We start from the raw sequence: 23891 nt of genomic DNA on the forward strand, positions 1-23891 counted from the left end.
CTCAGTATTTCCCAGAAGCACTAAAATAGTGTATAATGAAATATAAATAGCCCCATGGTGATTTGTGATAGGAAAATTAAACAAATGCCATAGCGTTAAAAGGAGTTTTGTGCATTCACGTATTAGTGATCTAATTTTGAGTGGCCCAAATGAAACGAATGAAATCAACATTACTCAGGAGCAGATACAACGAGCACAGGATCAAATCAAACGTCTTGATGAACTGCTAACAAACCCTGTCCGTCCATTGACCAAAGAAACTGAGGGCCGTTATCTTACAAAGGTAAGCGAAACAGAAAATGCAATCCAGCGTTTGCAACGAAAGCTACAAAGCTTGCAAGAAAATTAAACTCAATATTATTTCACCTCATCTTTTTCTTCTCCGGATTGAATGGGAAAATGGCGTTGCCTCGCGCCCTGATATTGGTTTACTTTGGAGAGGTGTGTCACCTAACAATGTTGAGGCGTGGAGCGAGGAAGAAGATGCTATTATGAGAGCGCATTACACAGCCATGCCGCAAGCCGAGCTTATGAAAGCCCTCCCTCATCGCGCTTGGTATCGTATCTGTGATCGAGCGCAAGTGCTTGGTCTCCGGCGAGCTGTACCTTTCCGAGGACGAGCCCCAATCAACACGTATCATCGAACCATGCGCTATGACGATCTTGAAGCTATCATGGGCCTGGTTCAGACGGATGAAGAGAAAGAGCGTGTGTGTCACCTTGTCAATACTCTTGCTCAAGAAACAATGAGAGGGAACCTCTCCATTCGCTGGTTGCTCCCTCTCGACCTCATTAGCTATGCTTCAGTAGACAATGATGCGTCTTCTGTATCATCAAATGCACTGTTGCTTAACCTCAGTGACTTGACATACGGATCGCGCCATCAAGCCTGATAGTCTCGCCATTGAGCATGGTGTTCTCGATGATGTGTTTGGCGAGGGAGGCGTACTCGTCAGGGCGACCTAAGCGCGAGGGGAAGGGCACTTGCTGTCCCAACGAGACGCGTGCTGCTTCCGGAAGACCTGCCATGAGCGGGGTATCAAAGATGCCGGGGGCGATGGTGACGACGCGAATGCCCAGGCTGGCAAGCTCACGTGCAATAGGGAGCGTCATGCCAACAATCCCACCCTTAGAGGCCGAATAGGCTGCCTGCCCAATCTGCCCGTCGAAGGCCGCGACTGAAGCGGTATTGATGATGACGCCACGCTCACCGTCTTCTCCTTCTGGCTGGTTTTCAGCCATGAGAGCCGATGCCAGGCGGATAACATTAAAGGTGCCAATCAGGTTGACTGAGATGACCTTGCTAAAACTCGCGAGCGTATGAATACCGCGCTTGCTCAAGATCTTTTCCGCGACGCCGATGCCCGCGCAGTTAATAAGGATGTTGATCTCACCACTATGGGCGTGTGCGGCCTGGAGGGCTGCCTGTACCTCTTCTTCCTTTGTGACGTCAGTCTTGACAAATATGCACGCTTCTCCTAGCTCATTTGCCAGGGCTGTGCCGGTTTCCGTGTTGAAGTCAATAATGGTGGTTCTGGCTCCGGCCTCGGTGAGCAGGCGTACACAGGCCGCGCCCAGACCAGAGGCTCCTCCGGTCACGATGACGCCTTTGTTGGCTATGTGCATGGTTTGTACCTTCCTTGCTAGACTCTTCCAGTTGAGACAGCACTGGCGTCTTTGCCAGATGCGTGTAACCAAGGTCTTATGCAAAAAACAACGCTACTGAGCTCGCTCAGGTTTTTGCATAAGGAGTAAGTGTAACAATGCTGCTATGCTTTATTCTTATCATATCAGGAGGGAGAGCACAAGGGAGATGATTTTACTGGATGATATTACTGATTATGGGCGTCCTGGTTCGCTTGTGTCTGCCTGTCTGGAGTGCTAGACTGCCTGATAAAGAGAAACGTTTGAGTGCGGAGAAGGATTAAGCGAGTGCAGAGCAAGCAGGAACGTATACAGTTATTGGAGCGACAGCTTCAACGCGTGCAACGACGAATCAAGATGCTGGATACACGCAGTAACCGTTATTCATGGTTACGAGTCTTCGTCTTCTTTGGGGGTCTGGCCCTGAGTCTGGTTGCTGGTTTTCTCCTCTGGTGGCTGGGTGTGGTGCTAGGAGTGGTGACGCTGGTTGCCTTTGGGGTTGCCGCCTTTTTCCATAGCCGGATAGATAAGAGTTTGGCACGGCACAAAGCCTGGCTACTGATCAAGTCGACGCATATCGCGCGCGCGAACCTGGATTGGGAGCATATTCCACCACCCGCGCCGGGTAGCGGTCTGGACGATCATCCCTTTGAGTTTGATCTAGATATCACAGGTAAGTATTCATTGCATCGCATATTGGATGTCTCGTACTCTCGTGAGGGAAGCGAGCTCCTGCGCGATTGGTTGCTGGCAATGGAGCCTGATCTGGAGGCTATTCAGGCTCGACAGGCTCTTGTTAAGGAGTTGCGTCCCCTGAGCCGTTTCCGCGATAAGCTCAGCCTCTATTCATTGATCTCGACAAAGGGGCGCTCGGGACAAATTCAGGGGCGCGAACTGCTGGATTGGTTGACGAGGAACCCTTCATCGAAGGGCGTGCGCCCTCTGCTATGGGCTTCTCTGGTCCTTAATGCCTTTACGATTATCGATTTCGTGGTGAGCTTGCTGACGCAAACGCCTGCTATCTGGACTCTGACCTTCTTTGGCGGCATCCTTTTTCTGGCATTGACCAATAAGATTCGGGGCAATATCTTCGAGGAGGCAGGCTTTATGAGCGCGAACTTTGGCGCGCTCAGTTCGGTCTTTGAGTTCCTGGAAAAATATGCTTTTGGGTCGCATGCACATCTAGCGCGCCTCTGCGCGCCATTTCAGTCGACGGAAGCGAGTCGCCCCTCACATGTTCTCCGGGGCATTGAGCGTGTCTCCTCGGCTGCTAGTCTGAAGGCCAATGGCCTGCTTTGGATCATTATTAACCTGCTGTTGCCCTGGGATGCGTACTGCGCGTATCGTCTAGGTCAGTACAAGGAGCGTATCGCTCGCTTCCTGCCAGAATGGCTGGAGGCATGGTTTGAACTGGAAGCGTTGAACTCGCTGGCGACTTTCGCGTATCTTAATCCCGAGTATGTCTTGCCGGAGGTGGTGAGCAATGAGGCGCTGGGCAAGGATGAGCTTCCGCTCTTTAGCGCGCGAGATTTAGGACATCCCCTTATCTCCTCTCATGTGCGGGTAACCAATGATTTCGCTTATCAGCGATTAGGTGAGGTCGATATCCTGACCGGTTCAAATATGGCGGGTAAGAGTACCTTCCTGCGCACTCAGGGGGTGAACCTGTGTCTGGCATATGCGGGTGGGCCTGTGTGTGCCAGCACTCTGACAACACACCTCTTCAGGATCTTCACCTGCATTCGCGTCAACGATTCCGTAACGGATGGCTATTCTTACTTCTATGCTGAAGTGCGGCGCTTGCGCAAGCTGCTCGATGCCCTGGAACGGCCTTCGCCTTACCCCCTCTTCTTCCTCATTGATGAGATCTTTAAGGGGACGAATAATCGCGAGCGCTTAAGTGGGAGTCGCGCTTTTGTGCGCGCTGTTGCCGGTCATGATTGCCTGGGAGCGATCTCTACTCATGATCTGGAACTGGTGCATCTGGCCGAAGCGGTTGCGGCAATCAATAACTATCATTTCCGCGAGGAGGTCGTTGATGGGCAGATGGTCTTTGATTACAAACTGCGTCATGGACCTTGCCCTACAACGAATGCCCTGAAGATCATGCAGATGGAAGGGTTACCAATAGAAGAGGTCGATGCTCTATAAGGGTTTGGCGAAAGAGGGCGCTTCCATGTCGTGGAAGCGCCCTCTTTTCTGTGTTCTGAGACCCATCTCTTTTAGTTGAGCATAGCGATAGTCTGGCGGATGATCTTGATGTAGTTGAGGATCTCATAGCGATCCTCTGCTTCGGGTGCCATCTCGCGGTAGGCGTTCAAGTCGTGTAGGGCGCGCCCATAGTGCTTGAGATGAAGATGGAGTAGTCCGCGTGCGCGGCGGTCGGGCGCAGACTGAGGTTGCAGGAGCAAGATCAAGTTATAGATAGCCAGGCCTGATTCATAGGCGTCACGGTCGAGGTAGATACGCTTCAGATTGTTGAGTATACGTCCAAGGAGCTGTTTTGAGGACACCGGCTTGAACCAGTGTCTATTGAGCTTGAGCGGGCGATGGGCGATGCGCCGGACCATCTCCAGGCATTCATGCTGACTCAAGAGCTGTCCCTGGTGGAAGGCGTCGATATACATAGTTTCCTCGCCAAGCTGGCAGCGGATGACGAAATGGAAGGGAAGCCCTACCCCTTCCAGGCGCAGACCCGCCCGGCGTGCAACCTCCATATAGAGCAGCGAAAGCGTGATTGGGATACCGCTATGTTCTTCTAAAACTCGGTTAAGATAGCTATTGTCTGGATTATTATAGTCGCCAACATTGCCTGTAAAGTGCTCTTCCTCGAAGAGTACCTGATTGAGCGCTTGTAGGAGATCTTCTGGATCTAGTTCAAGAGGAGCGTTGTGAGGTGTTGGCTGTGCCGTTGAAAGGCCGAGTATGCCCCTGACTCGCCGTGCCAGAGCGTCGAGTTGTGCCTGGTGGTGACAGATATCCAGATCTGGATAGGCTAGTTTCGCGATGAGAAGGGCCGCATGGGCCAGGTCTATCGCGGCATCATCTTGTGCGACCAGGGACGCAAAATCTGTATAGATGTGCTGTTGTGGGTTGTCATGAGAAGGTGTCTCTGCCATATTCCAGGGCCAATTAAAGCATACTCATCAGCGGGTTGCAAGGTAGAAAGGACCTGCGTACCAGGGGGCGCACAGTAATTTTTCGCCGCTGAAACGTAGCGGATTGAAATTCGGCATCTTATGCTTGCATGGGCCATACGCATTATACCATAGAATTGCGGAGATACTTTGCCACTATGCCTGCTTGCAAAGTTACTCAAAGGCGTGCTACCTTGTAAGCGTTAATGAGTTGAGAGACTGTAACAGGTGAAAGAAGGGGTGCTCATGGCGCACGCTACACCATTGGTACGGGATGCGGCTTTGTGGGTCCATGACGATCTGGGACAAGGGAAGACCATTCCTCTTGAGAGTGTCGCATGGTGGCGCTGGCTGGAGGAAGGGGAACAGCGCACTTTTCGCTTTGAGCATAGTTTGGGCACGTTTACAGCGAGACGCGAGCAGAAGCGTAGCGGCTACTATTGGTACGCGTATCGCAAGTATCAGGGCAGACTCTATAAAACGTATCTGGGGAAAGCTGAAGAGCTGCGGCTGGACTGCCTGGAGCGCGCGGCTTATACTCTAAGTGAACTGGCAGGGCATATTCCAGCCACAACAAATGCGGCTGAAAAGACGGTGAGGCGCCAGGGAGCTATGGATGCTATTGAGACCTCCGCTCCAGCGGAGCCTCAGAAGTTGCTCGCGACCAAACTCTATCAACCGCCAACGCGAGCGGGTATTGTGACGCGCCCATATCTTTTGCGACGCTTAGATATGTGCCTGGAGTGTCGCCTTATGCTTGTCGTGGCCCCGGCTGGCTTTGGGAAGACGACCCTGCTGAGCGACTGGTGTGCTTCACGTGCTGATATATTACATGCCTGGCTCTCGCTCGACAAGGGCGATAATGATCCCGCCCGCTTTTGGGGTTATGTTCTGGCTTCCCTCCAACGTATCTTCCCCTCGCTCTTTGCTGGCTCCTTCGCTGAACCACGCCAGGGATCGCTAGACGGCATGCTTACAGAGCTAGTGAATGCCCTGGCATATCTTGAGCAGGATATCGTACTTATTCTTGATGATTATCATCTGATTACAATGCCTGGTGTGCATGAGGATATGGCCTTCCTGTTGGAGCATTCGCCGCCGCGTCTGCACCTGGCGCTGGCGAGTCGTGTGGAGCCACCCCTACCACTGGCACGCCTGCGTGCGCGTGGGCAACTTGGTGAAGTACATGCCACAGATCTGCGCTTTACTACTGATGAGGCGGCACGCTTCCTGCAGCAGGTAATGAAGCTTGATGTCTCGCGGGCTGATGTGGAATTGTTGGAGGCGCGTACAGAGGGTTGGATTGCGGCGATCCAGTTAGTCGCGCTTTCTGCTCAGGCGGAGCGCACAGCAAATCTGGTGGCTCTCATGTCGCCAGCCGGGCAGCATCGCTATATTATCGATTATCTAACCGAAGAGGTACTCTTGAGCCAGCCCGAGGACGCGCGCTCTTTCCTGCTTCAGACCTCACTACTAGAGCGTTTTAACGCGGAGGTCTGCGATGCTGTGACGGGAAGAAGTGAAAGTTCGGATGTGTTGAAGCGCTTCGAGCAGGCTAATCTCTTTCTTGTAGCGCTGGACGCCGAGGGCGAATGGTGGCGCTACCATCACCTCTTTGCCGAGTTTCTACGCCACTCCCTGAGACGTATGCATCCTGACTGGATTACTCCCCTTTACGAGCGCGCCTCAGCCTGGTTTGAATCCCGGCATCTGATGAACGAGGCCATTCACTATGCCTTCGCCTCTGGTAATCTTGTACTGACTGCTCGCTTGATCCAGGCATGCGCGTTGGGGACAATGGCGCGTGGTGAGATTACAACCCTTCTGGGCTGGCTTGAGACCTTTCCCGAAGCCGAGATGAGGCGCTATCCCTTTTTGCATGCGGCGTTCGCTGGCACGTTGACAGGTGTAGGGCAGCTTGAGCGAGCAGGAAAACAGCTACAACTGGCTCAGGCCGCGATAGAGGATCTCAAGGCGAGCGGTGAGCGGCGCGAGGAGTGGCGTGAATTGGATGGGCTCTATCTGGTGTGCGCAGGCTCGCTGGCCTCTTTCCGGGGGATGTTGCCAGTGCTCTCAATTTCTCTCAGCAAGCGTTGGCTATTCTCGCCGCTAACCCCTATATACGTTGCGTCGTTGCTGCCAGCATGGGGAATGCCTATCTGCTTAACGGCGATTATATCAAAGCCTATGAGGAATTTGAAGATGCTGTGCGTCTAGGATTGCCCGGACTAAATCCTCATGCCGCGCTGGCGAGTATGGCAGGTCAAGGCTGTATCCAGTTTATACGGGGGAGATTGTACGAGGCGCATGATACTTTTGAACGTGTTGTCAATACCTGTGTGCGGCACACAGATAGCCTGATGTCTACTCTGAGCCTGGCGTATGCCTTTCAAGCTGAAGTGCTCTATGAGTGGAATGATCTGGAGGGCGCTGAGCGTGTTGTTAATGAGGGTCTGGAACTGGGGAAGGCCTGGGGCTATGTTGGGGTCCTGGCGTATAGCTATGCTCGCTTGAGCTCAATCAAGCAAGCGCAGGGCGAGAGTCGTGAGGCTCTGGCACTGCTTGAGCAGGGGATACGTGTTGTGGAGGGCTTTGATATGGAACAATATAAGGCTCTAATGGGGGCACGCTATGCCAGGGCTTGCCTTGATATTGGGCGGCTTGACGATGCCCGGCGCTGGGCCGAGACTCTCGAAATATGCGATGACCTGTCCTCACAATACCCGCGTGATGTTGAGTACTTGACCTGGATACGGGTGCGAATTGCGGAAGGGCGGCTGGATGATGCGGACTCTGTGCTTGCGCGCCTTCTACCTTGTTTTGAGGAGGCAGAAGCGATCTTGAGTCTGGTTGAGGGGCTGTGTATGCGGGCGCTATTAGCTCAACGACAGCGTGATGACAAGGGTGCGGAGCAGATGCTTGAGCGCGCATTGATACTGGGGGAGACCGGGGGACTAATTCGTATTTTTGTTGATCAAGGGAGTGATATACACTCCCTCTTGCGCCAGATGGCGAACGAAGGACAAATGTCAGCGTATGTCAATCGTCTGCTTGCCGCTTGTTGTGCTGGTGATGTGGATGAGAATGGATTATTGAGTGAGCGCGAACTGGATGTTTTGCGCTTGATTGCTGCTGGGCGCTCCAATCAGCACATCGCTGGTGATCTCGTTGTCGCGCTCAGTACAGTGAAGACGCACCTCAATAACATTTATGCCAAGCTTGGCGTGCATAGCCGTACCCAGGCGGTTGCGCGCGCTAAGGAGTTAATGCTCCTGTAAAACTGCTCAATGTGCCGAGCGCTGTTCTGCTCAGGTGAATAAATAGCTGATTGCTATCGTATATACTTTGAGCAGAAGATTAAGAAGTCTTGAGCTACTTCATATGCAGGCGTTGAGCTTTAGCCAACGCCGAGTTTCGCCGCTCAAACATTCTGTATCCTGCTTTAGGAGGAGCGTTGTGAAAGTCGTTAAGACCGTCCTGATTAAGCGCCCAATTGAGGATGTCTTCACCTATGTGACCGATATGAAGAAGGTGACGGAGTGGACGCCCGCGAGTGAGATTCGGCAGATTGGTAGCGGCCCCATATGCGTTGGCGCGTGCTACTGGCAGGCAGGAGAGTTTTTTGGTCGCCGACTGGAATTTACTACCGAGATCACTCAATATGAAGCACCTCGTCAGTTTGGCTTGAAGAGCCTGACTGGTCCGGTAACTCTGGAAACGCTTATGCTCTTTGAGCCGTCAGGGGAGAATACGCGTGTTACCATGACCGGAGAAGGCGAACCGGGTGGCCTCTTCAAGTTCGCGCGTAGCCTGGTCTCGTCTATGTTGGACAAGCAGCTCGATGCTCAACTGGAGAAGCTCAAACGGCGGTTAGAGCAAGATTCGTAGAGAAGTCTGTGACTGGCGTTTGATGCTGCTTGAGGGTGAGGCCATATTGACAGTGGCTGGCATACGAGCATGCTATAATCTTAGAAGACCCCATTCAGAATGCGCGGGATCGAGACGACGCGGTATTTGATGCGCTCACGCTGCTGTGAGCGTGTAAGGGAAAGGCCGGGCTATGCAAACACTATTTGATAGTCAACCTCTCTGGGAACCTTCGGATGCGGTGAAGCAACAAGCTAACGTGACCCATTATATGCGCTGGTTGGCGGAGAAGAAGGGCTTGCGCTTTGAGACGCGCGAAGCGTTGTGGGAGTGGTCCGTGAGCGAGCTTGAGGACTTCTGGTCCTCACTCTGGGAGTATTTTCGTATCCAATCCTCCTCATCCTATACGACGGTACTGAGCGAGCGCGTGATGCCGGGCGCGCACTGGTTCTCCGGCGCGCGCCTTAACTATGCCGAGCATGTCTTCCGCAATGCGAGCGAGACCCGCCCTGCGATTCTCTTTCGCTCGGAGCGGCATGAGTTGGTGAGCGTTTCCTGGGTCGAACTAGAGCGTAAGGTGGGGGCGATAGCTCATGCCCTCAGTGAGATGGGGGTAAAGTCTGGTGATCGCGTGGTTGGTTACCTCCCCAATATACCAGAGACAGTGATGGCCTTCCTGGCATGTGCGAGTCTTGGCGCGGTGTGGTCGAGCTGTTCGCCTGATTTCGGCACCAATAGCGTCATTGATCGCTTCAAGCAGATTGAGCCAGTGGTGCTGATCGCTATTGATGGCTACCAGTATGGCGGTAAATCTTTTGATCGTCGCTCGGTGGTCGCTGAATTACGCCATGCGCTGCCGAGCGTGCGGCATACTGTGCTGATCCCCTACTTATCTGGTGAGGAGAGCGCGTTGCCGGAAGAGTTGGCAGACATCGTGCCCTGGTCTGACATGCTGCGTATGCCTGCGCCTCTGCAATATGAGCAGGTACCCTTTGAGCACCCTCTCTGGATTCTCTATTCATCAGGGACAACTGGGCTGCCCAAGCCGATTGTGCAGGGACAGGGAGGTATCCTGCTTGAGCATCTTAAGGGCTTGGTGCTGGATATGGACTTGAAGGCTGGCGACCGCTTCTTCTGGTTTACAACAACGGGTTGGATGATGTGGAATCTGCTGGTAGGAGGGCTTTTGCTCGGTGCGACTGTCCTGCTCTATGATGGTAGTCCAGCATACCCCGACATGGGCGCGCTCTGGCGCTTTGCCGCTGATACTCATATGAATCTCTTTGGCACCAGCGCGGCATATATATCCAGTTGCATGAAAAGTGGTGTGGAACCGGGGGCGTTGTATGACCTGAGCCATTTGCACTGCCTGGGGTCCACCGGTTCTCCGCTCTCTCCGGAGGGGTTTCAATGGGTGTACGAGCACGTCAAATCGGACCTCTGGTTGGCGTCGATCAGTGGAGGGACGGACGTATGCTCGGCCTTCGTGGGTGGCTCGGTTCTGCTACCAGTCTATGCGGGCGAATTACAGTGTCGAATGCTAGGCGCGAAGATTGAATCCTATGATGAGGAGGGGCATTCGCTGATGGACGAAGTGGGCGAACTGGTTATCACGGCCCCCATGCCTTCCATGCCGCTCTTCTTCTGGAATGATTCAGAACATGTCCGCTACCGCGAGAGTTACTTCGCGACCTACCCTGGTGTGTGGCGACATGGTGATTGGATCAAGGTCACACCGCGCGGGAGTGCTATCATCTATGGGCGCTCTGACTCGACCATCAACCGCCAGGGCATTCGTATGGGGAGTAGTGAGATTTACCGCGTTGTCGAGGCGGTACCGGAGTTGCTGGACAGCCTGATTGTCGGTGTTGAGATGTCTGGTGGGCGCTACTATATGCCACTTTTTGTTGTCCTCCGTGAGGGGGTCATACTGGACGATTCGTTGAAAGCCACAATCAAAAACAGACTGCGCTCCGCCATCTCACCACACCACGTTCCTGATGAGATACATGCCATTGCTGAGGTTCCGCGTACCCTGAGCGGCAAGAAGCTTGAGGTGCCGATTAAAAAGCTCTTCATGGGGATTCCTGTTGAGAAGGCCGCTAGCCTGGACGCGCTCGCTAATCCACAAGCACTGCGATACTTCGTGAACTTCGCGCGTACAGTGCAGGAGCGTCGCGAAGGCACCACTGCTTGATGCTAACAAGAGAGAGCCGCGCGTGGCTCTCTCTTGCTCTCCCCAGAAATAGAAATATGCCCTTATGTTACTCGCAATGCAACGATCCCTCACACTTACCAGGGGATCTTGATGCAATGATCCCTCACACTTATCGGCTGGCTCTGATGCAACGATCTCTCACACTTTTTGTTGTTTGTAGACCACTTGTAGGCCAAGGAAAGCGCCATAGCGTTGTGCTGCGGTGTTAATTGCCTCCTCTTCAGTGGGAGTCAAAGGGGTGAAGGGGGCCAGTTCTATCACAACCTGTTTGGACTTGAGAGTACGCTTCCAGCGGCCAACAACCTGTCCATTGATGACGATAGGTGCGCTAAAGGCTGTCTTCTGATCGGCATTCTGGATAGCTTTGCCAAACCCTGAGAAGCCAACCAGGAATTCGTCGTATGTGGGGAGTAAGAAGGCTTGTGGTGCTGGCTCCGTGAGCGGTGGTTGAGAGGCCGAGTACCAGTAGGTCTGACCATCGATGATTTCCTGGGTAAGTTGATCGGCAACGAGCGCGAGACCCCCTTTTACGTCGGCTGTTGATAGCCCTGACCACCAGGCAAAATCTTGTATGGTTGCGGGTCCGTGACTGGTATAGTAACGGAGGGTGAGTTCCGCTAGCGCTTCCTGGCGTGGCAAACTCCGAGCTTGCGGAGCACGTTCGGGCAAGAGCATATGGGTGGACTGTTTGCCCTGATGGGAACCACTGCATATAATCGCGTCGAGTTCGGCCCGATGTAATATCAAGCCCAGCCGCATGTTATCGGTGGTGATTCCGGCCCTAGTTAGAGCCATTCCAAGCTCTACACGTGTCATTTTGTGACCACCCTGAAGTGTTTTAATAAGGATCTCGTTGCAGCGCGTGAAGAGAGCGTCGTCGAGCTTATATTGTCGGTACATGTAGGCATTGATCGCATTGACGCGCGGAGCAGTGAGTTCGAGCAGCCAGCGAATATCAGAGGGCGTCACAAAGTGCCAGGTTGGACGCATAACATGGGTGCGTAAGATACGCCCTTCATTGAAAGCCAGATCGATAATGTCGTCCGTCGCGTTCTGCATGCGCATGCCAAGCGACCATTGCGCGCCTAGATATTCTTGGGATTGGACCGCGCCCAGATAGGAGACTACTTCTTCAGGGGTTATGAATGGCTGGCTCGTAAGTCGCTGCTGATATAGCCGTCGAAGGGCAATCACTGTCATCGTCATTAAGATGCTCTCCTCTTCTCCCTAGATACACATATCAGTTGCTCTTGCTGGCCGTCAAGCTGAGGATGTATAAAGTCAACGATAGAGTACCATCAATAGAATATCATCAATAGAGGGCAAAAACAGCCCGTGTTTTTGCCGGTGAACCTGTTTGTATTGAAGCAAGCAAAACCTGGCTAATCCGTGACGCGTGAGTTTGGGATTGTGCGTAATGGAGAGAAGTCTGACCTTGAATGGCGCGTGATAAGAAGAATGTCCCGCTTGCTACAGGAGTGGAGAGGGGGTGTGCTATACTACGCGTAATGTGTGTCAGGATAGCGTGTGGTAATGTCTATTAAGGGATCTATGAAACCCAGTACCATAATAGCGACTCGCGCCAGGTTTGCATAAGGAGGCGTTGCCCAAAGTGCGTGGAGAGTCAGATGGGAGAAGCGTTCTGCTATGAGCTATGACCCTAATTCAGCGAACCCTGAGCGGTTTGATGGTGGTCAGTTGCGTGCGCGGCGCTTTGGCGCGCGCTTAACGCCTTCTAGCCAGGAGGGGAATGTCTCTGAGGAGCGGATGCCTATCCAGCAGAACTTCTCGTCTCAAGTGGGGCCATGGACATCCTCGACTCCCCAGACCACGCCGCCGTGGCAGCAGCCCGTGAACAAGTTTCCAGCGGATTTCTCCCAAGGTCTTAAAGGGCAGCCTGGACCGTGGGATGTCAATGCCTCCCCACGTTATACCCCCTTCGCGCCATCTCAGTCGGACAAGCCAACGTATACTCTTCCAGATTCTCCAAGGATCAGCCCTGAGGCGAGCACACCAATCTTTCCACCGCCTGGAGACCCTGTTCGCCCCCTGGAACCACAAAAGGGGAAGAAACGTAAGCGCTCGTTACTATTACTCATTGGGTTGCTCGCAGTTATCCTGTTAGGCGGCGTGAGCTATTTTATCTACAGTTTTACGCACTCCTCTCTCTCTGCAAGAGAGGATGGCACATCGTCTGCCACTGCTACAGTAGAAGTTAATAAACAAGCTACAGCCCTTACGGCGAACTATCCCTTCAGCAAGGACCTTGCGCTCAACGATGCGCTCGCCGATAACAGTCAGAAGCATGGCTGGATGGAGGATCGTTATTGCAAGTTCGGGGATAAGAGCTACGAGGTGCGTGACCCGGAGAAGAGTTCGTATTATACCTGCCCTGCTTTGAAGACGAAGTTTTCCAATTTTACTTATGAGGTAAAGATGCGTATTACTCAGGGGGAGATGGCGGGTATTACCTTCCGGGGTGACGATGTGAAATATAAATATTATGCCTTTGTGCTCAATAGCGATGGCTCCTATGCGCTTTTGCTCTACACGGGTCACGATGCTTCGCCTCAGCCGCTCAGCACTGGTACGATCCCACAATTTCAAGCACGTGGCGAGAATCAGGTTGGGGTGACAGCACAGGGATCTACCATCCGTCTCTTCATTAACCATCAATTGCTCAATTCAGTGGAGAACAATGCCCTGAACCAGGGGCAGGTTGGTATGGTAGTCTATGCACAGAAGGGCGAGACTACTGCCTCCTATCGGGATGCCAAAGTTTGGAATATCTCCTGAATCACAAGTTATAGCGGCGGAACAGGTTATAAGCGAGCACATTCTATTTGTATGCTTGTCACTTCATCTACAACTTTTGCCGCCATGCATAGTAGATATACTACAAAGAGAATCAAGCCAAGGTAAATACCTCAATAAATTATGACGCAAAAGAGAGCAATTCTGATGATTTCTGAACCAAAGGGACAAACTACAAGCATTCTCCCCGAAACGTTGGAATGTAAGAATGGTATGAAGTCTCAAGCTAGCACGCGCCTCTCTCTCATATCGGCGATTATCGCTACTCTGCTAGTACGTATTGCGGGGCGTACGAGCTTTGTTATCTTAGGCTTTTACCTGGGTGAGCATTTCGCCTCGGCGGCGATGGTTGCGCTGGTCCTGGAGGCGTTCTATATAACTGAGCTTCTGCTTTCCCCAATGATAGGAGGTCTTTCGGACCACCTGGGGCGGCGCCCCTTTCTCCTGTGGTCGCCAGTAATCGCGGTGGGTGCGGTCTCCTGTTTTCTGGTTGCCTCACGTCTCTATCCGCACCCCAGTTCGCAGATGCCACACACGCATCTGTTTATACTGCTGATTATTATCCTTTTTGGTCGACTGTTGGAGGGGGCGACTACTGGCCTGAATGTGCCTGCGACGCTAGGCTACTTGACCGACGTTACCGTTGGATCTGAGCGTCTGCGTATGCGCGCTGTGACTGCCTTTGAAGTTGTCACCGTGGGCGCCATAGGGCTGGCGATTCCCTTTGCTGGCAAGATTAGTAGCATGTTGGATACCTGGGGATTCTTAGTCGTCATAGCCTTACATATGCTTGTTATGCTGATTATTGCCCTGGGAGTTCGTGAGAGCGTCCAACCGCAGGAGCGTGCGGAAACGCGCCCATCTCTGCTAGCGGGTTTCAGTGTTCTTCAGCACCGACGAATTTCTACCTTTTTGCCAGCCTGGTTTTCAGTCAATGCTCTGGTGGGGGCATGGGCGGTCCTGATTACGATTATGTTGGCCTACCCCAAGCATATGGCAATTCAGCGCCATCCTGATCAACTGCTCTATGGTGGTTTTAGTAAGATGGATGCCTCGCTCTGGGTGGGTGGCTTTGCGCTACTTTTCCTGTGTGGTATGGGCATCTGGATGCTCTTTGTGACTCGCTTCCGGCGCTCGACTGTGATGCTTATAGGTCTGATTGGACTTGGCATAATTGTGAGCGCTCTTGCCGTTATCAATGGCCTGGGTGAGACAATGAGGGATGTGATGCCAAACCAGGGGCCACAGATGTTACTCTTGCTTATTCTGGCGGCGCTGGGAATATTCCTCTTGAGCGGTTTTACGCCGGTCGCGCTGATGCAAATGAGCGCCATCGCTGAGTCATTGTCTGGCAAGCGTGGCGCGGTTATGGGTCTTTATTCGGTTGTGTTAGCCGTAGGACAGCTCACTGGCACCACCTTTGGTGGTTTGTGTGTTGATTGGAATGGCTTCTATGGATTGATGCAGTTCTCGCTTATCATGGGGGTGCTCTCCTTCCTGAGTGTACTTTATATGCGTTATCACAATGATGATCTCTTGCAAGCACCCGAACGGGAATCACACCAGAGAGCGTAATTCCCGTTCGCAGAAACTAGGCACGGTGGATACGGGTGAAACAAGCAATAAGAGCGCTCAGAGCCAATCCACCGGCAATGAGGCCAAGTTCCAGGCGCGCGCCCAATGGCACCAGCAGGAAGCCCCAGAACGCGCTTCCAAGTGGCTCTACCCCAAAGGTGAGCAGGCGGAATGAGCTATTAAGTCGTCCCTGAAAATCGTCGGGCACAAGCGAAAGGCGGTACGAGACCACGACTACGGCATAGATGGGCCAGAGTAGCCCCATCAGCCCCATGCCACCTATCAGCATAGTCGCAGAGTTTCCAAGTGTGAGCAGAAGCGCAGAGAGCGTCCAGCCAAGCATCGCGCCTATCATCACTTGTCCCACGCTCAAGCGCGTCGTCAGCCATGGTGCGATCACCCCACCTAGCAAGCCTCCTACCCCAGAGGCGCTGATAACAAAACCCAGCGTCAGCGTATCCAAGTGCAGTGTCTCGCGTGCCAGCAGAATGACCGCCAGTGTGATGCCAGCCTGCAAAAAGTTGATCAGGGTCGTCAGTAGCGCCATCAGGCGTAGCAGGTGGTCTCGCCAGAGGAAGAGTAGTCCCTCGGTAATATCGCGCCAGAGTGAGCTTTTGTGGGGGGCCAGTTCATGTGTTTGCTGGAAGGGGACGCGCATAAAGCAGAGCGAGAAGACCGAGACAAGGTAGGAGGCACTATCGACGATATAGGCTAGCATGCTGCCAATGAGGGTCGTGCGGGCTAATTGTACGATAAGTCCACCCAGGCTTGGGCCAACCAGCGAAGCTGTCTGCTCAGTTATCTCACTCAGTGCGTAGGCACGTGGCACATCACCAGGAGCAACTACGCGCGGTAATGCTGAGAGGCGAGCAATGTTGAAGAGGAGATTGGCTGTTCCCTCGATGAAGGCCACAAAGTAGAGTTGAGGCAACTCAAGGTATCCAAACGCATAGGCACAGGGAATCGAAGCCAGTAGTAGCCAGCGTATCGTATCGCAGATGAGCATGACATATTTGCGATTCCAGCGGTCGATCAACGCTCCTGCTGGCAGGCTAAAGAGCAGGTAGGGGAGCATATGGGTAGCACTGACGAAGCCTGCCTGGGCCGCTGAACCAGTCAGGGTGAGCACCAGTAGAGGTAGAGCAAACTGTGAGACCTGCCCTCCCGTCACCGAAATAATTTGCCCGCTCCACAGCAGCAGAAAGTCGCGATTGCGCCAGAGGCTAGTGCCCTTTGTTGGCGCTTCGAGTTGAGACTGAGACATAGAGAAAACGAAGCTCCTTCGAGTTAGAGATTGTCAGAGAGGGGTAATATGACGGAGTGTGATCAGGAGGGGCGCGGCTATGGAGGATAATTAAAGCAAATGAAATTAAGACTCGCGCCGAGCGGCGGAGCCTAGCGTTAGAATGGATATGCTCACAGTCCGCGACCGGAGCGGCTCAATTGGTTCAGTAGATAGTCTTACTCATATATTAAGAGTGTATGTGATGAGGGCAGAGAGTGTCAAGCCGCCTACATTGAAGCTTATGGGAGTATATGGCAACTACAAGAATGTCGTGAGTATTACCGGATAAGTCTGTTATACTTGTGCTGGCAAAATAAAGGGGTAAGTATTTGTCAGGGAGGCAAATTTGCATGACGATATACTTTTATACGGCTCATGAAGAACCGTATGGATGTTTCTCGAACTTCTCTCGCCATGGTATAAAGATGAGCGGGCTTTGGTGGCCAACTGTTGAGCACTATTTTCAGGCGCAAAAGTTTGCTGGTACCGCTTATGAAGCTCAAATCCAAAGGGCTTCTACACCTAAGCGAGCGGCAGAGATGGGAAGAAGCCGCAAGGTTCCATTGCGTGTAGATTGGGAGCAAGTTAAGGACGAAGTGATGTTTAAGGCTGTACTATGCAAGTTCGAAACGTATAGCGAACTGCGTGCATTACTATTAGGCACAGGTGAAGATGAGATTGTTGAAAGCGCCCCAGGCGACTACTATTGGGGGTGTGGAGCGGATGGTAGTGGTCAGAACAAACTAGGTAAGATCTTGATGGACGTCAGACGTGTATTGTCTCAGCGAGGACCAGAATAAAAATTATTGAAGGAGCGGGGAGCTTTTGGACTCAGGCTTTTTGTTGGAACGTTGAGATGGCAGTTTTCTTATATTATGTGATGGTAAAATTACATTCATGCCGAGACGTGTACGCGCGTGAGAGCGCAGCCATTGAGAGTTATTAGATCTCTGCGAGAGGAGGTTCCGCACATGCCGCACTACTTTACGCATGACGAGGCACAGGCTCTGTTGCCGCATATAACGCCTGTGTTACTTAAGATTCAGGAGCAGTATCAGCGGGCGCGCGACCTGGAGAAGGATCTTGAAGAGATGCAAGTCAGGGCTATGGGTAATGGTCATCATCTACAAAGCAAGATCCTGCTCGTACAGGATGGCCTCTTGGGGTATATTCGCGAATTGCAGGAGAGTATCGAAGAGTTACAAAGCTTTGGATGTGAGCTCAAGGATCCTGAGATAGGACTGATCGACTTTTTGAGCCTGCGTGAAGGTGAAGAGATCTACCTCTGCTGGCGACTGGGCGAGGAAGGCATCGATTACTGGCATACGCTGGAGGGAGGCTTCGCGGCTCGCCAATTACTTGATTAGTAGATATTGAACCTGGAAGTGGGAAAGCCTACATGACAACCATTCGAGAGGCGTTACTGCGGGGAACGCAGCGCTTACGTGGGGAGAGCGAGCACGCGCAGGGGAGCGAGCGCCTTGATGCTCAGATATTGCTGGGCCATGTGTTGGATGAGCCTCGCACAACACTTTATGCCTACCCTGAACGCGAACTAAGCGCCGAGGATGAGGAGCGCTTCATGGCGCTCATCGAACGGAGAGTCCGGCATGAGCCTGTCGCCTATCTTGTTGGGCAGAAGGAGTTTTATGGGCGCGAATTCTTTGTAGACGCGCGTGTGCTGATCCCACGCCCTGAAACGGAATTGTTGATCGAGACGGCTCTGACCGAGATTCGCTCACGCCTGGATGCTGGTCAAACACCACTCGTTGCCGACATCGGTGCTGGAAGCGGCATTATTCCAATTACCCTGGCGTTGGAGGAGCCTCGCTTGCCCTTACTCTATGCCTGTGATATTTCGCCTGAGGCTTTAGAAGTAGCCCTTATCAACTGTCAGCGTCACGGTGTTGAGGAGCGTGTCACCCTACGTCAGGGGGATCTCTTGCAGGCCTTACCTCACCCCGTTGATATTCTGGTTGCCAACTTGCCCTATGTCGGAACTGACGAATTGCCACAAATGGCCCCGGATGTCTCCGAATATGAGCCCCATCTGGCACTCTTTAGCGGTCCAGAAGGGCTAGGCTTACTAACGCGTCTATGCTATCAGATGAGCGAGCGGGCTATGTTGAAACCAGGAGGGTTGTGTGTACTGGAGATTGGCTACCTTCAGCAAGAGCCTCTGACTAACCTGTTACGCACGCTCTGGGCTCAGGCGACTATTACTTGTATCCGTGATTATGCAGGCTGGGACCGCCTGTTATGTATACGTCTGTCATAATAATTGCACATGCCTCTTTTCCCCGAAACATGGTCCCATCATGAGGCTCTATATTTGCGTTTTCTTATGAAGAAGCTTTATAATCGTGCAAGGTACCTCTGGGGAGCCCTTCGCTACTTGCGAAGCGCTTGAGCGTCGAGATATTTCTACATGAAGAGGTACTATGCAAATAGAGATAGCCAATCCTGATCCAAGTATGTCTACCGCAAGGGGAAGTCCGCATGGCTCTGATCAGAATCATTGAGGCTCAAGTGTCGTCAAGCACTGTTCCGCAACCGCTCTTAATCATCGGAGGAGGTGTTGTTGCCTTTCTCCTTACATATCTGCTAACTTTTGGTGTTATCAAGTTCTGCGCCAAATTTAATCTGCTTGATCGCCCAAACAGGGATCAGCGTGACCGCATCCATAAGAAGCCGGTCCCCCGCCTGGGTGGGGTCGCGATTTTCCTGGGATTTATCTTTGCCTCTCTTCTGTTCTATGTGACCAATCCAGAAGTGCAGGGCGATGAGATGATTCGTTATATCCTGCTCATGATCGCGGCTCTGTTGCTCGTTGTAACTCATGCCTATGATGATGTGCGCGGTCTGAGCGCACCTATCAAGTTCGCGATTCAAACGGTGGCGGTTATTATCATCCTTGGACCCTGGAACTGGCACTTCTATGGCATTATCCTCTTCGGTTTCAGCAATCCCTTTGGTGTCACGCATGGGACCAACCTTCCCTGGTATCAGCAAACCATTATTTCTGTCTTCATTCATACACCAGACATTACCTGGCTAGCGATTCCGGCAGTCCTCATTACCTGGTTCTGGTTCGTTGGTATGACCAATACGATCAATTTTATCGACGGGCTTGATGGGCTTGCTTCGGGTGTAGTCGCCATCACTGGCATCTTTATCACTATTGTCTGTGTTATCCAGAAACAATATACTATCGCGACCCTGGCGGGTATCTTTAGTGGCGCAGTGCTGGGCTTTATGCCTCACAACTGGAGCCCGGCAAAAATCTTCATGGGGGATAGCGGTTCTCAGTTTCTGGGTCTGATGCTGGCGGGGTTCTCAATTATGGGTGGCGCGAAAGTCGCGCTGGCACTCATGGTCCTGGGCATTCCTATTCTTGACGTTGCTGTGATTATTGTGCGTCGCCTGCGTCGGGGTCAATCCTTCGCCCAGGCAGACACAACCTCTCATCTGCACTATCGCCTCCTGGCGACGGGTCTGACCGCGCGCCAAATCTGCTATATCTTCTATGGTCTGACCACCGCTTTTGGCCTGCTGGCGTTGAGCTTACCTCGCAATGTTAAGATTATTGGCCTGATCCTGGTGGGGGCGACAATGTTCTTCCTCATCTTCTGGCTTGATAATCTTCAGAAGCAGCGCGAAATGCTTCTCCAGGCAACGCCATCTCCTGCTCGCGAGCCTCACTCCAGCGGCGAGGATCATCATACTCCCGCCCATGCTGAAGGGTAAAATAAATCAAAACGAGGCTGGTCTGCCAACGGCAGACCAGCCTCGTTTTGTGTCTTTGGATATCTGTTAAGCCATCACCTCGTCGGTGGTCTCAGAGAGACGACGGATGAGTTCCGTCTCTTCCTCGATCATCTTGTGAAGGAAGTGACCAGTGTAGGATTGTGGATTCTGCGCGACCTCTTCGGGTGAGCCTTCAGCGATGATTCGACCACCTCCGTCACCGCCTTCTGGTCCCAGATCGATAATCCAGTCCGCGCTCTTGATGACGTCCAGATTGTGTTCAATGACCACAATCGTATTGCCCGTATCTACCAGGCGCTGTAAGACCTCTAAGAGGCGATCTACGTCAGCGAAGTGCAGGCCAGTTGTGGGCTCGTCCAGAATGTAGAGCGTGCGACCAGTGGCGCGGCGTGAGAGTTCCGTCGCCAATTTGACGCGCTGGGCCTCACCGCCTGAAAGGGTGGTCGCGGGCTGCCCCAGGCGCATGTAGCCTAACCCCACATCCTTAAGGGTCTGCATCTTGTTATTGATAGATGGCACATTGGTGAAGAAGCCTGCTGCCTCTTCAATGGTCATGTCCAGCACATCGGCAATGGTCTTGCCCTTGTAGTGAATTTCTAGAGCCTCGCGATTATAGCGCTTGCCCTGACAGACCTCACAAGGAACATACACATCAGGCAGGAAGTTCATCTCGATGCGTACAATGCCTTCACCTCTACATGCTTCGCAGCGTCCGCCTTTGACATTGAATGAGAAGCGTCCAGGCGTGTAGCCACGTGTACGTGCCTCCGGTACCTGGGCGAAGAGCTCACGAATGCTTGTAAAGGCATTGGTATAGGTTGCGGGATTGGAACGCGGTGTGCGTCCAATAGGTGACTGGTCGATATCGATAACCTTATCCAGGTGTTCCAGCCCCTCAACGGTATCGTGCTGTCCCGGTCGCTCATGCGCGCGATGGAAGGTGTGGGCCAACTTACGATAGAGAATATCCGTGATTAGTGTGCTCTTACCGGAGCCCGAGACACCTGTAATCACCACGAACTTACCCAATGGCACATCTACATCTACATTCTTCAGGTTGTTCTCGCGCGCGCCCTTGATGGTAAGCTTGTTACCGTTGCCTGGGCGGCGTTCGGTGGGAATCTCAATGCGCCGTCGGCGTGAGAGATAATCGCCGGTTAGTGAGTTATGGTTGGCAACAATCTCTTCATAGGTGCCTTCCGCCACCACGTGACCACCGTGTTCGCCCGCGCCGGGACCGATATCAATGATATGGTCAGAAGCGCGCATCGTATCCTCGTCATGCTCGACGACCAGCAGCGTGTTGCCTAGATTTCGTAAGCGCGTTAGCGTCTTGATCAGACGCTCATTATCGCGCTGGTGCAGGCCGATGCTTGGCTCGTCCAGGATGTAGAGTACGCCCATCAAGCCAGAACCGATCTGGGTTGCCAAACGAATACGTTGAGCTTCGCCACCCGAAAGGCTGGCAGCGGCCCGGCTAAGCGTCAGGTAATCGAGGCCAACATCGATCAAGAATTGTAGGCGGGCATGAATCTCTTTTAGTACCTGGCGGGCGATAAAGCGCTCGCGCCCGCTGAGCGTACTCTTGACGAGGGGGCCATTGGTATCAATCTTCTCCAGGGGATCACCAAGCAGGCTCTCTGTCTGCTTGCTGTTCTTCTTCCCTTTGCCATTCTTGACAGGGGCAACGCGTACGCTTTCACCTTCCTTCAATCCAGGGAGTGTTTCGGCTTCAAGCTCCTGGAAGAAGCGCTGTGTGTGATTGATTGCCAGGTTGGTGACCTGGACAATATTGCGTCCGCCCAACGTAACCGCCAGGGCTTCGGGTTTGAGGCGTGCGCCCCGGCAATCGGGACAGACGCGCGCTGCCATATACCCTTCAATCTCCTCGCGTATGCTCTCGCTATCGGTCTGCTTGTAGCGCCGGTCGAGGTTGGGAATGACCCCCTCGAAGTGCACATTATAGGTTCTGGTATTGCCGCTCTGAGGTGTATAGCGAATGGCAAGCTGATCTGGTACGCCGTGCAGCACCTTCTGTTGAATATCTTCGCTGAGATCCTGCCAGGGCGTCTTGAGATCGAAGTTATAGGTCTTGGACATGGCTTCCAGAATGGCCTGATGCCACTGGCTACCATTAACGACCTTACTCCAGGGGGCGATAGCGCCATCGAGGATACTGACCTCTGGATGGGTCACGATCAACTCGGGATCAATCTCAAGCTGTGTGCCCAGACCGGTACAGGTTGGACACGCGCCATGTGGACTATTAAAGCTAAAGGTACGTGGAGCGATCTCAGGTAGGCTAATACCGCAATAGACGCAGGCCGCCTTCTCCGAGTAGAGCGTCTCCTCTCCTCCGATAACAGAGACCAGCACCACACCATTGCCAAGTTTGAGTGTGGTCTCTAGCGAATCGCTCAGGCGTTGGCGGAAAGCTGGATCAACATCCTCATGCAGGATGGTGGCGATATCAGGCTCGTCAATACCGTCTTTGTCTCGATGTGACTCCTTGCTGGCGTTCACATCGTAGAGCGCAGGTCGCTCAGCGACCTTGTGCAAGCCATTCTCACTATCCTCTTCTTGCTTCCGCTTGCGAATGACTAAGCGATCGACCACGACCTCAATGGTATGTTTCTTCTGCTTGTCCAATTCAATCTCGTCACTAAGATCGAGAATCTGTCCGTCGACACGCATACGGACGTAGCCTGCACGCCGCATCTCCTCGAAAACGTTCTTGTATTCGCCCTTGCGTCCCTGCACCAATGGAGCAAGCAACATAATGCGTGAGCCATCGGGCGCACTCAGGACTGCGTCGACAATCTGCTGTAGGGTCTGCTGACTGACCTCACGTCCACATTGAGGACAATGCTGACGACCGGCGCGTGCGTAGAGTAGGCGTAGATAATCGTAGATCTCGGTTACAGTACCTACTGTTGAGCGTGGGTTGCGGGTCGTCCCTTTCTGATCGATAGAGATCGCGGGTGAGAGCCCATCGATATGTTCTACGTCTGGCTTCTCCATCTTATCCAGGAATTGGCGTGCATAGGCTGAGAGCGACTCCACATAGCGGCGTTGCCCTTCTGCGAAGATGGTATCAAACGCCAGGCTACTCTTCCCCGAACCCGACAGACCTGTAATGACCACCAGCTTATCGCGTGGAATGGTCACATTAACATTCTTTAAGTTGTGCTCACGCGCACCACGAACTACTATTTTATCCTGGGGCATAACATTCCAACCGTCCGTCCCTGCAAAACGTAGAATAACTACTACTGTGCCTATTTGATTGCCTCTCCGAATACCTGAGCGCGGTCACGCTCGCTACGCAAGTGGTACTGGTTTTCGCGTAAAAGGCAAGGGGGTCAAACAAACGTTCCACCTAACACTACTATAATGACGGTTTCACGTCAAGGGTTATGGGACCGTCTTGGAAGAGACTCCTGGCATGAAGCGTGCCGGGTAAGCATGACAAGTTCCAATCCACATACCCACATAAATCTTATACGAAAATTCACTTCACTGTTGTGACTCTCTAGAGAGGAACCGCTAACTTTGACCCCCATTTGGGGTATGGCGCACTCAG

At 52.8% G+C, this 23891-nt stretch carries 18 protein-coding genes; 13 read left to right on the forward strand and 5 right to left on the reverse strand.

The genetic code is table 11. The features are described from left to right. Positions 1 to 109: 109 nt before the first annotated feature. Together K3T82_RS15240 and K3T82_RS15245 are read left to right on the forward strand one after the other, a co-directional pair. Positions 110 to 349, forward strand: coding sequence for a hypothetical protein (locus K3T82_RS15240; protein WP_220194292.1), 240 nt, complete (start codon positions 110 to 112; stop codon positions 347 to 349). A 142-nt stretch (positions 350 to 491) separates the two neighbouring features. Further along, a complete protein-coding gene (locus tag K3T82_RS15245) occupies positions 492 to 893 on the forward strand; it encodes a hypothetical protein (RefSeq protein WP_220194293.1) in 402 nt (133 codons plus the stop codon). Here K3T82_RS15245 and K3T82_RS15250 read toward each other — a convergent pair. Beyond that, a complete protein-coding gene (locus K3T82_RS15250) occupies positions 856 to 1626 on the reverse strand; it encodes a 3-hydroxyacyl-CoA dehydrogenase (RefSeq protein WP_220194294.1) in 771 nt (256 codons plus the stop codon). The two genes, K3T82_RS15245 and K3T82_RS15250, sit on opposite strands and share 38 nt — an antisense overlap. Before the next feature lie 306 nt (positions 1627 to 1932). Between K3T82_RS15250 and K3T82_RS15255 the strand changes: the two genes are divergently transcribed. Continuing rightward, on the forward strand, positions 1933 to 3795 hold the full coding sequence (locus K3T82_RS15255) for a MutS family DNA mismatch repair protein (protein WP_220194295.1): 1863 nt from the start codon (positions 1933 to 1935) through the stop codon (positions 3793 to 3795). A gap of 71 nt (positions 3796 to 3866) precedes the next feature. Here the strand turns inward: K3T82_RS15255 and K3T82_RS15260 are convergent, their stop codons facing one another. Then, positions 3867 to 4763 (reverse strand): SirB1 family protein, encoded by an 897-nt coding sequence (locus K3T82_RS15260; RefSeq protein WP_220194296.1) that lies wholly within the window; start codon positions 4761 to 4763, stop codon positions 3867 to 3869. Between the two features lie 264 nt (positions 4764 to 5027). Between K3T82_RS15260 and K3T82_RS15265 the strand changes: the two genes are divergently transcribed. The 4 genes from K3T82_RS15265 to K3T82_RS15280 all read left to right on the forward strand — a co-directional run bounded on the left by K3T82_RS15265 (position 5028) and on the right by K3T82_RS15280 (position 10845). After that, a complete protein-coding gene (locus tag K3T82_RS15265; protein WP_220194297.1) occupies positions 5028 to 6998 on the forward strand; it encodes a winged helix-turn-helix domain-containing protein in 1971 nt (656 codons plus the stop codon). Beyond that, on the forward strand, positions 6881 to 8059 hold the full coding sequence (locus K3T82_RS47715; protein ID WP_236031309.1) for a LuxR C-terminal-related transcriptional regulator: 1179 nt from the start codon (positions 6881 to 6883) through the stop codon (positions 8057 to 8059). Before K3T82_RS15265 ends, K3T82_RS47715 begins: the two co-directional genes overlap by 118 nt. 178 nt (positions 8060 to 8237) lie before the next feature. Further along, on the forward strand, positions 8238 to 8669 hold the full coding sequence (locus tag K3T82_RS15275; protein ID WP_220194298.1) for an SRPBCC family protein: 432 nt from the start codon (positions 8238 to 8240) through the stop codon (positions 8667 to 8669). A 172-nt stretch (positions 8670 to 8841) separates the two neighbouring features. Next, positions 8842 to 10845, forward strand: a complete 2004-nt coding sequence (locus K3T82_RS15280) for an acetoacetate--CoA ligase (RefSeq protein WP_220194299.1) — start codon at positions 8842 to 8844, stop codon at positions 10843 to 10845. 159 nt (positions 10846 to 11004) lie between these two features. Here K3T82_RS15280 and K3T82_RS15285 read toward each other — a convergent pair whose 3' ends face one another. After that, complete coding sequence (locus tag K3T82_RS15285; protein WP_220194300.1) at positions 11005 to 12072, reverse strand: winged helix DNA-binding domain-containing protein; 1068 nt, start codon at positions 12070 to 12072, stop codon at positions 11005 to 11007. A 441-nt stretch (positions 12073 to 12513) separates the two neighbouring features. Between K3T82_RS15285 and K3T82_RS15290 the strand changes: the two genes are divergently transcribed. Both K3T82_RS15290 and K3T82_RS15295 read left to right on the forward strand, forming a co-directional pair. Then, positions 12514 to 13662, forward strand: a complete 1149-nt coding sequence (locus K3T82_RS15290; RefSeq protein WP_220194301.1) for a 3-keto-alpha-glucoside-1,2-lyase-like domain-containing protein — start codon at positions 12514 to 12516, stop codon at positions 13660 to 13662. Between the two features lie 165 nt (positions 13663 to 13827). Further along, positions 13828 to 15255, forward strand: a complete 1428-nt coding sequence (locus tag K3T82_RS15295; RefSeq protein ID WP_220194302.1) for an MFS transporter — start codon at positions 13828 to 13830, stop codon at positions 15253 to 15255. Between the two features lie 16 nt (positions 15256 to 15271). Here the strand turns inward: K3T82_RS15295 and K3T82_RS15300 are convergent, their stop codons facing one another. Beyond that, the gene (locus K3T82_RS15300; RefSeq protein WP_220194303.1) at positions 15272 to 16519 is read right to left on the reverse strand and encodes an MFS transporter; all 1248 of its coding nucleotides are present in this window, start codon (positions 16517 to 16519) and stop codon (positions 15272 to 15274) included. A gap of 371 nt (positions 16520 to 16890) precedes the next feature. Here K3T82_RS15300 and K3T82_RS15305 point away from each other — a divergent pair, with 371 nt between their 5' ends. The 4 genes from K3T82_RS15305 to K3T82_RS15320 all read left to right on the forward strand — a co-directional run bounded on the left by K3T82_RS15305 (position 16891) and on the right by K3T82_RS15320 (position 20287). Continuing rightward, a complete protein-coding gene (locus tag K3T82_RS15305; RefSeq protein WP_220194304.1) occupies positions 16891 to 17340 on the forward strand; it encodes an NADAR family protein in 450 nt (149 codons plus the stop codon). A gap of 171 nt (positions 17341 to 17511) precedes the next feature. Then, the gene (locus tag K3T82_RS15310) at positions 17512 to 17907 is read left to right on the forward strand and encodes a DUF2203 domain-containing protein (protein ID WP_220194305.1); all 396 of its coding nucleotides are present in this window, start codon (positions 17512 to 17514) and stop codon (positions 17905 to 17907) included. 32 nt (positions 17908 to 17939) lie between these two features. Next, positions 17940 to 18818, forward strand: coding sequence for a peptide chain release factor N(5)-glutamine methyltransferase (prmC, locus tag K3T82_RS15315; RefSeq protein WP_220194306.1), 879 nt, complete (start codon positions 17940 to 17942; stop codon positions 18816 to 18818). Positions 18819 to 19039: 221 nt separating this feature from the next. After that, the gene (locus K3T82_RS15320) at positions 19040 to 20287 is read left to right on the forward strand and encodes a glycosyltransferase family 4 protein (RefSeq protein ID WP_220194307.1); all 1248 of its coding nucleotides are present in this window, start codon (positions 19040 to 19042) and stop codon (positions 20285 to 20287) included. 66 nt (positions 20288 to 20353) lie between these two features. On the opposite strand, the gene uvrA is transcribed toward K3T82_RS15320, so the two are convergent. Beyond that, positions 20354 to 23536, reverse strand: coding sequence for an excinuclease ABC subunit UvrA (gene uvrA, locus K3T82_RS15325; protein WP_220194308.1), 3183 nt, complete (start codon positions 23534 to 23536; stop codon positions 20354 to 20356). Positions 23537 to 23891 lie beyond the last annotated feature (355 nt).

This window comes from Ktedonospora formicarum (genome assembly GCF_016587355.1).
GTDB classification, from domain to species: domain Bacteria; phylum Chloroflexota; class Ktedonobacteria; order Ktedonobacterales; family Ktedonobacteraceae; genus Ktedonobacter; species Ktedonobacter formicarum.

Coding starts and splice junctions, on each gene's coding strand:
- K3T82_RS15295 (WP_220194302.1), top strand. CDS start 13,828: ATGATTTCTGAACCAAAGGGACAAACTACAAGCATTCTCCCCGAAACG.
- K3T82_RS15290 (WP_220194301.1), top strand. CDS start 12,514: ATGAGCTATGACCCTAATTCAGCGAACCCTGAGCGGTTTGATGGTGGT.
- K3T82_RS15285 (WP_220194300.1), bottom strand. CDS start 12,072: ATGACGATGACAGTGATTGCCCTTCGACGGCTATATCAGCAGCGACTT.
- K3T82_RS15260 (WP_220194296.1), bottom strand. CDS start 4,763: ATGGCAGAGACACCTTCTCATGACAACCCACAACAGCACATCTATACA.
- K3T82_RS15280 (WP_220194299.1), top strand. CDS start 8,842: ATGCAAACACTATTTGATAGTCAACCTCTCTGGGAACCTTCGGATGCG.
- K3T82_RS15305 (WP_220194304.1), top strand. CDS start 16,891: ATGACGATATACTTTTATACGGCTCATGAAGAACCGTATGGATGTTTC.
- K3T82_RS15245 (WP_220194293.1), top strand. CDS start 492: ATGAGAGCGCATTACACAGCCATGCCGCAAGCCGAGCTTATGAAAGCC.
- uvrA (WP_220194308.1), bottom strand. CDS start 23,536: ATGCCCCAGGATAAAATAGTAGTTCGTGGTGCGCGTGAGCACAACTTA.
- K3T82_RS15265 (WP_220194297.1), top strand. CDS start 5,028: ATGGCGCACGCTACACCATTGGTACGGGATGCGGCTTTGTGGGTCCAT.
- K3T82_RS15310 (WP_220194305.1), top strand. CDS start 17,512: ATGCCGCACTACTTTACGCATGACGAGGCACAGGCTCTGTTGCCGCAT.
- K3T82_RS15250 (WP_220194294.1), bottom strand. CDS start 1,626: ATGCACATAGCCAACAAAGGCGTCATCGTGACCGGAGGAGCCTCTGGT.
- K3T82_RS15320 (WP_220194307.1), top strand. CDS start 19,040: ATGGCTCTGATCAGAATCATTGAGGCTCAAGTGTCGTCAAGCACTGTT.
- K3T82_RS15300 (WP_220194303.1), bottom strand. CDS start 16,519: ATGTCTCAGTCTCAACTCGAAGCGCCAACAAAGGGCACTAGCCTCTGG.
- prmC (WP_220194306.1), top strand. CDS start 17,940: ATGACAACCATTCGAGAGGCGTTACTGCGGGGAACGCAGCGCTTACGT.